Raw genomic sequence first — 6,970 nt, forward strand, 5'->3', positions numbered from 1 at the left:
CGACCGTGACCTTCTTCGAGCAGCGCTTCGCCGCCGCCAACACCCGGACCCAGTCGCAGACCTTCTGGCTGTCCCAGTCCGCGGACCTCGAAAACATGCGGCCGGACAGCCTGGAGGGCGGTGCGGTCGAGGTCCAGGACGACGACGCCCTGGATTTCACCATCGCCGCGACCCGGGTCAACGCGATCCGCTGGCTGGCGCCGGGCCGGCAGCTCTTCATGGGCACCGCCGGCGGCGAGTGGGTGATCTCCTCCGACGGCCCGGTGCTGACCCCGAGCGACATCGACGTCAAGCAGCACGCCTCCCACGGCAGCGCCGATCTGGCACCGGCGCGGATCAGCAACGTCGCCCTGTTCTTGCAGCGGGCCAAGCGCAAGGTGCGGGAGTTCTCCTTCAACTTCGAGAGCGACGGCTACCGCGCGCCCGATCTCACCGTCCTGGCCAACCACGTCACCCAGGGCGGACTGACTGCGCTGGCCTACCAGGAGGAGCCGGACAGCCTGCTGTGGTGTCTGCGCCGCGACGGCCAGCTGGCGACCTTGACCTACCTCCGTGAGCAGGACGTGATCGGTTGGTCCCGGCAGTTCCTCGGCGGTCGCTACCAGGACGGCGGGGCGGTGGTCGAGAGCCTGGCGGTGATCCCCGGCAGCGCCGCCACCGGTTCCGAAAACCGCGACGAGGTCTGGTTCCTGGTCAAGCGGACCATCGACGGCGCCACCCGGCGCAGCCTCGAGGTGCTGGAGGGCGGGTTCGAGGGGCCGGAGCGCAGCGACTTCCCCGACGAGGCCGCTTGGCGCGCGGCCGTGCTCGAAGCCCAGAAGCGCGCCTTCTTCGTCGACAGCGGCCTGAGCGGAAGCTTCCCCGCGCCGGTGACCACGATCACCGGCCTGGACCACCTGGAGGGCGAGACCGTCGCCGTCCTGGCCGACGGCGCGGTCCACCCCGAGCGGATGGTCTCCAGCGGCGGGATCGAGCTGCGCACGCCGGCGCGCGAGGTCGTGGTCGGGCTGCCCTACGCGCACAGCTTCCGAAGCCTGAAGCTGGCGGTCGGGGCCGCGGCCGGCACGTCGGTCGGCAAGGTCAAGCGGGTCCACGGGGTCACCCTGGTTCTGCTGCACGCCCTGGCCGGCCGGGTCGGACCGGACCAGACCGCGCTTGAGCCCCTGGTCTTCCGCACCGTCGGCGATGCCATGGACGGTGCGGTGCCGCTGTTCTCGGGCGAGTACCGCGTGACCTTCCCGGGCGACTACGACCGCGACCCGCGCCTGGTGATCCAGGGCGAGGCGCCGCTGCCCTTCACCCTGCTGGCGATCGCTCCGGAACTGCAGACCCGCGACGTGATCTGAGCCGGCGCTTGCCCATGATCACCCTCCGACACTTCCGGCTGGCCGACCTCGCGGGTCTGGATCCGCCGGCCCTGACCGCCGCGCAGCTCGACGGCCTGCAGGGCCTGCCGTTGCCGCCGGGCCAAGCCTTTACGGCGGAGGACGCCGGCCAGGTGTTGGGCTGCGCCGGGGTGCTGGCGCCGCCGAGCCGCCGGGTCGGCCGCGCCTGGGCGATCCTCGGCGACGAGTTGCGCCACCGGCCTCTGGTCCTTCATCGCCAAGTGCTTTGCCTGTTGCCCCGAATCGCCACGGAACTCGGCCTCGACCGCATCGAAGCCCGGGTGCGGGCCGACTACACGGCCGGCCAGGTCTGGCTCGAACGCCTCGGCTTCCGTCGGCACGACCCGACACCGGCCGGTGAAGCCGCCCTCATCCTCTACGCGCGGCGCTTCACGGCGCCGCTGTCGTCTCGAACCGGTACTGGAGAACGCCATCGATGACTCAGGCCCCAAGCACGACTCCGTCGGAACAGCAGGACCCGATAACTTCGGTATCCGGGACGGGACCCTTCAGCTTTGCTGAGCTGGCGAAGATCGTGACGATGGCGGACCGGCAGCGCCGTCGCTTCGAGCTCGACCCGCGCGGCCACGTCGACGATCAGGTCCGGACCAAGCTGCGCCAGCTGCATTCTAGAGGCACGCTTCTGAACCGCGCCCAAGAAGATCAGGCGCGCCTCTTCTTCGCCGGCTACTACCAGGAGCAGGGCGGTATCGAGAATCCCCGCCTTCTGAGCAATCAGGAACGCGCCGAGCTCGTGCAGGAGTTCCAACGGGCCGACCTGGAAACTCGCGTCGAATTGATGCGTGGGCTGGAGGCCGGCTTTTCGAACGACTGGCCGAAGGTCTACGGCGAACTTGTGGACGGCTTGCCCTTCGTAGAGCAGGCCGGTGCCCGCCACCTTTTCGAGCGCTTCGAGCATCACCGCCTCCACTCGGTCGATCCCAGGATCGGCCTCGGTATCGACGGGTTGTCGGGGACCTTGAGCGAGCTCTCGGAGTTGTTGGAGCAACAGCCGGAGTCGGCCGTTGCCGACGATTTCTCCTTGCCCGTCGCTGCCTATCCTCGGGCGCAGAACTTCGGCGCAGCCAAACTTGACTCCGATCCTGCGCAAGACGAGGCAGAGCTCACGCACAGCCTGGCAGAGATCGTGGCGCCGCCGAATTTGGGGCTGACCCCGGGCGTGACGGATGACTGGACCGGTCCCGGTCTCGATGCCACGCGCTCGGCGATTCTGGCCGACCTGGTGGAGGAGATCCTGTCCGCCTCGCCAGATGACCTTGCGAGTCTCGAAGATCGTATCGCATCGGCCTTTGGCGATGACCCCTTCACGGTGCAGCGCCTCGTCAGCCTCGCGCGGGCACGCCTCGGCAGCGGCGTCGGCTTCTTGGTCCCGGCCGGGCATAGCCGGACGAGGGCGGCTGAAGCCGCGCTCCGGGCCCAGCGAGACCTCTTGCGTTCGGGCCGCGACTACAACGACCAGCGCCGTGAGGGCCGAGCGGCTTTTGCCGCCTTGGAAGCGGAGAGCGGCCTCCGGCTGCGCCTGCAAGACGACGGCCAGATCGCGATCGGCGAGGCGGACGAGGCACCGCTCGCGGTCGTGAGCTGGTCGGTCGCGCGCGCCATCGCAAGCGATCCGGCAGACGTGCGCGAGCGTTTCGCTCTGATCGACCGGCTGATCACGAGCCGAGAACCAGATCACGCGCTCCGCGACGACATCGATCAGATGCTCGGTCGTTTCGGGCCGCTGAACGATGATACGGAAGATGACGCAGAGGCCCGGCAGGCCGTGCTGGCTGCCCGGGCCGCGATCCGCGCCGGCCACGATCCTGCCGCGATCAGAGCCGGCTTGATCGCGATCTTTTTCCCGGAGGTCGCCCAGGATGCCGAGGCTTGGAGCGAGCTGCTGCTCGACATCATACCCATCATCGGTGAATTCCGCAGCGCCGGCGATGCGATCGAGAGCTTCGACGCCATGGTTGAGGCCCTGACCCGCGGCGACCTGGACGAGGCTGCGAAGCAAGGCTTACTTGGCGTCCTGTCGACTGCAGGCACCTTGCCGGCCCTCGGACCTCTGTTTAAGACGCTGCGTACGCTGACCCGGCGGGCCCTCCGGACGCGGACGGTCGCGGTGGCCCTGCGCAGGTCTGACTTGCTCAAGGAGGTTCATGGCAGGTTCGCCGTCGCTCGGCGTCGGGGCAGCGTGCCTGAGTTCATTCGCCGCATTTCGGCAGAGGAGGCCTTTGCCGAGGTCTGGCCAAAGCTCACTGCCGATCAGAAGAAGCTGCTCAAAGGACTGATGCCTCACTTTAAGGGCAAACCGGTCGAACTCGACTTCGTTCGGCTGCTGGAGAACGCCGGGATGGAAGTTGTATCCACCGGCCAGGACAGGCTGCTGCTCGCATCCGGAAAGGAGACCGTCCTCGATGCCGTCTCCAAGAACGGTTTCTCGGATGGCTTCCGGATCTTCGCCAACAGCTTCATTCTTCCGACGCCCGGGGCAAAAGGGACCGTTTTTGAGTTCAAGTTGGGAGATGCGCCGCCAACCTCGAACCAGGTAGGCGGCAAGATCGCGGTCAAACAGGCCAACGCAAAGGGACAACGTCTACAGACGAACGCTGGTGTCTCGGTCGTCGATCACGAGGTCTTGCGCTACGGCTTCAATGAACTTCCGGAAGATCTGATCGAGAAGGAGGCGGAACGGCTCCTGCGCAACCACGCCAATGGCGTGCGCTCCAAGCGCCTGAGTCATGCCGATGTCGACGAACTCGTCCAGGTCTTCGTGAGTTGGCACCGTCAGTTGCGTCATGACACAGCGGGCGAGGTCATGACACTGGCCGAAGCCTTCATCGCGCTGGGATTGGCGGCGAGCGCGAGAGCGGCCAGGAATGCCCTGGCCGCAGGACATGACGTGCCGGAGCAGGAGGATTAGGTGACAACTGAAACGGCCGTCGTCGCCTGGAGTGCTCCCCGCCAGGGCCGGGCTGCTCGGTCGAATAGCGTGCTCTGCCGGCCTCACTTCGGCTTCAAGCTGCGGAGCAAAGTTGCAATACGCGTGTCCGAGAACCCCGACCCCGGGGCGATGCAGTAAAGCCCCTGCAGGAGGTTGAGGATGCTCTCGCGGCGCCAACTCTGGGAGAAGACCACGCATTCGGCCGTCTCGTCGCGGACCACAAGGTAGTCGATGGTGCCGAGCGCGTTGACCTCTCGATTCTTGACCAGGATCGCCGGTCTGCGGCCCTCGAAAATCGAGTCCATCAAGCGGCTCACCGCCGTCTCGGGGTTCTGCGCGATGACGAAAGCGCGCCCGTACTGTTCAAGGCGCAATTCGGCCCGGGGCAGGCGTGCGCTGGGGGCCTTCCAGCTGGCCTGGTGGGTCAGGATCGCGCGGCCCTTGTAGTAGCGGGTCGACTTGAGGTAGCGGGCGATGGCGCCCCGCAGCTCGTCGGGCGCGAAGGCCAGGGGGAAATCCTCTGCGGTGATCGCGGTCCATTCCTCGCCGAGGTCGGAGTCTCCGCTGCAGCCCAAGAGCAGCACGAGGAGAAATGGGATCACGAGGTTTCGCATGGCGGCCGAAGTATGCCCGATGCTGCCGGGTCCCGTCACCGGAGGGCGCGCCCTTTTTGCCGTTCTGTTCGGTGCCCTCGGGCGCGACGGCGCGGGGCGGCCGAGCTCCTATTTCTCGCTGATACCGGCCAGGACAGCCTGGATCGTCCCGGAGGTCAGCTCTTCGTCGCCGGGCGCGCAGTAGTATCCAACGAGCAGGAAGACGACGCGCTCCCGCCGCCACTCCTGGGCGAAGACGAGGCAATCGCGGCCGTCGCCTTGGAGATGGATGTAGAGGATGGCGCCCTGCGCGTTCCGGTCCCGGCCCTTCGTCCGGGGCACCTCCGGCTCGCCTTCGGTCAGCCGATCCAGCGTTCTGAACAGGGCGCCCTCGGCATCCATGGAGCGGACGAACTTCGCGCCGCCCCGCAGGAGATCAAGCCCGGCCTCGGGCTGTTGCGGCCGGAAGGCGATCCAGCGTGCCGTGGTGTTCACGACTGGGCGGCCATATTGGCGCTCGACCGCTCTGAAGCACTGGGGAATGCGTCCTTCGAGGCCCGGTGCCGCGAAGTCCAGCGGGAAGTTCTGATGGGGAACCGGGGCCCAGTCTTCGATCAGGTCCGGTTCGCCACTGCAGGCCGCCAGCAGGAAGAGGGGGACCAGGCTCAGACGCGCGGGCAAGTCACGAGCCCAGGCGAGGACTCGCCCGAGAAAGGCCTGCTCGGTCCTGACCCCTCCATCGGGCTGTGAATCCCGAAATGATAATTTATTCAGATGCAAAGCGACCTCTCTTCAGTCCGTATGGCAGATCCAGAAACCTGCGGTCTGATCATTTCGGCCAGCTGGAGTATCTGCATGCCGCGCCGCTCCTGCCGCCCTGATCGAGATCAAGACGCTCGCCGCCCGTTTCCGTGGCAGACCCGCGCTTCTCGTACAGAAACCACATTTTCCTCACAGCGGGACGCCCATGCTGGCCGGGATCGGCGGTCCAATCCCCTGCACGACGTCGCGAGCCGGGCGGTGGGGGCCGGGGCGCGACTGGGCACACACGGGCAGAGGAGCGATACCAACCATGGCAGCCACCAAGACGGCCGGACTCGCCAAGAGAAAGCCCGCCACCGGCGGGTCTGCGAAGCAGACGGTCAAATACAAGGGTCTCGATCTGGGCACCAGCCGGATCGTCGCCGCGACCATGTCCGGCAACCAAGCGGTCTTCGAGGAACAGCTCAACGCCTTCGTCGCGTTGCCCTGCACCAAGATGACCCTGTCGACCTTGGAGCAGGAAGGCATCCTGCACCACGTCGAGGGCGACGAGATCCTGGTCTTCGGCAACCGGGCGGACGAGTTCGCCAACATCATGGGCGGCACCATGCGCCGGCCCATGGACACCGGCCTGCTGAACCCGCGCGAGCCGCGCAACCTGCAGGTCATCGAGCTGGCGGTCCGGGCGCTGGTCGGCCCGGCAGCGGGCGACGAGCGGATCAGCTACTCCATCCCCAGCGCGCCCGAGGGCCGGGAAGGCGAGCTCACCTACCACGAGGAGGCGTTGCGCGAGGTCCTTGAGGACCTGGGCTACAAGGCGGACAGCGTCAACGAGGGCCTGGCCGTGGTCTACACCACCCTCAAGGAGTCCGACTTCACCGGAATCGGCATGAGCTTCGGCGGCGGCCTCTGCAATGTCTGCGTCGCCTTCCTGGGCATGCCGGTGCTGAACTTCTGCACCACCCACGCTGGCGACTACATCGACCTCAAGGCCGCCTCGGTGATCGGCGAGACCCCGACCACGGTGCGCCTGCACAAGGAGAGCGACGACTTCGACCTGACCGGCCGTCCGGCGACCGCCATGGATCGGGCGCTGTCGATCTACTACAAGGACGTGATCAAAACCGTGGTCGAGGCCCTTCAGCGGGAACTGCTGGAGACCAAGCGGATGCCCAAGCTGGTCCTGCCGGTGCCGGTGGTCTTCGCCGGCGGCACCGCCTCGGTCAAGGGCTTCGGGCGGTTGCTCGAGGCCGCGATCCGCGAGGCCCGCCTGCCGCTCG

At 67.2% G+C, this 6,970-nt stretch carries 6 protein-coding genes; 4 read left to right on the forward strand and 2 right to left on the reverse strand.

Annotation, left to right across the window (positions count from 1 at the left end):
- From QNJ67_23205 to QNJ67_23215, 3 genes are all read left to right on the forward strand, one after another.
- Positions 1 to 1,346: hypothetical protein (locus tag QNJ67_23205; GenBank protein ID MDJ0611899.1), on the forward strand; the 1,346-nt coding region annotated here is incomplete at its 5' end.
- Positions 1,347 to 1,360: 14 nt separating this feature from the next.
- Positions 1,361 to 1,825: a hypothetical protein gene (locus tag QNJ67_23210; GenBank protein MDJ0611900.1), complete on the forward strand. Its 465-nt coding sequence runs from the start codon at positions 1,361 to 1,363 to the stop codon at positions 1,823 to 1,825.
- Complete coding sequence (locus tag QNJ67_23215; protein ID MDJ0611901.1) at positions 1,822 to 4,314, forward strand: hypothetical protein; 2,493 nt, start codon at positions 1,822 to 1,824, stop codon at positions 4,312 to 4,314. Before QNJ67_23210 ends, QNJ67_23215 begins: the two co-directional genes overlap by 4 nt.
- An 83-nt stretch (positions 4,315 to 4,397) precedes the next feature.
- Here QNJ67_23215 and QNJ67_23220 read toward each other — a convergent pair whose 3' ends face one another.
- Both QNJ67_23220 and QNJ67_23225 read right to left on the reverse strand, forming a co-directional pair.
- Entirely contained in the window at positions 4,398 to 4,937 is a 540-nt protein-coding gene (locus QNJ67_23220) for a hypothetical protein (GenBank protein MDJ0611902.1), read from the reverse strand.
- 120 nt (positions 4,938 to 5,057) lie between these two features.
- Positions 5,058 to 5,609, reverse strand: coding sequence for a hypothetical protein (locus tag QNJ67_23225; protein ID MDJ0611903.1), 552 nt, complete (start codon positions 5,607 to 5,609; stop codon positions 5,058 to 5,060).
- A gap of 391 nt (positions 5,610 to 6,000) precedes the next feature.
- Here QNJ67_23225 and QNJ67_23230 point away from each other — a divergent pair.
- Positions 6,001 to 6,970 (forward strand): hypothetical protein (locus tag QNJ67_23230; GenBank protein MDJ0611904.1); only part of this gene is annotated, 970 nt, incomplete at its 3' end.

This window comes from Kiloniellales bacterium, from assembly GCA_030064845.1.
Taxonomy (GTDB): domain Bacteria; phylum Pseudomonadota; class Alphaproteobacteria; order Kiloniellales; family JAKSDN01; genus JASJEC01.

What these genes read in the sequence shown, in the direction of transcription:
- QNJ67_23210 (MDJ0611900.1), top strand. Translation starts at nt 1,361, where the DNA reads ATGATCACCCTCCGACACTTCCGGCTGGCCGACCTCGCGGGTCTGGAT.
- QNJ67_23215 (MDJ0611901.1), top strand. Translation starts at nt 1,822, where the DNA reads ATGACTCAGGCCCCAAGCACGACTCCGTCGGAACAGCAGGACCCGATA.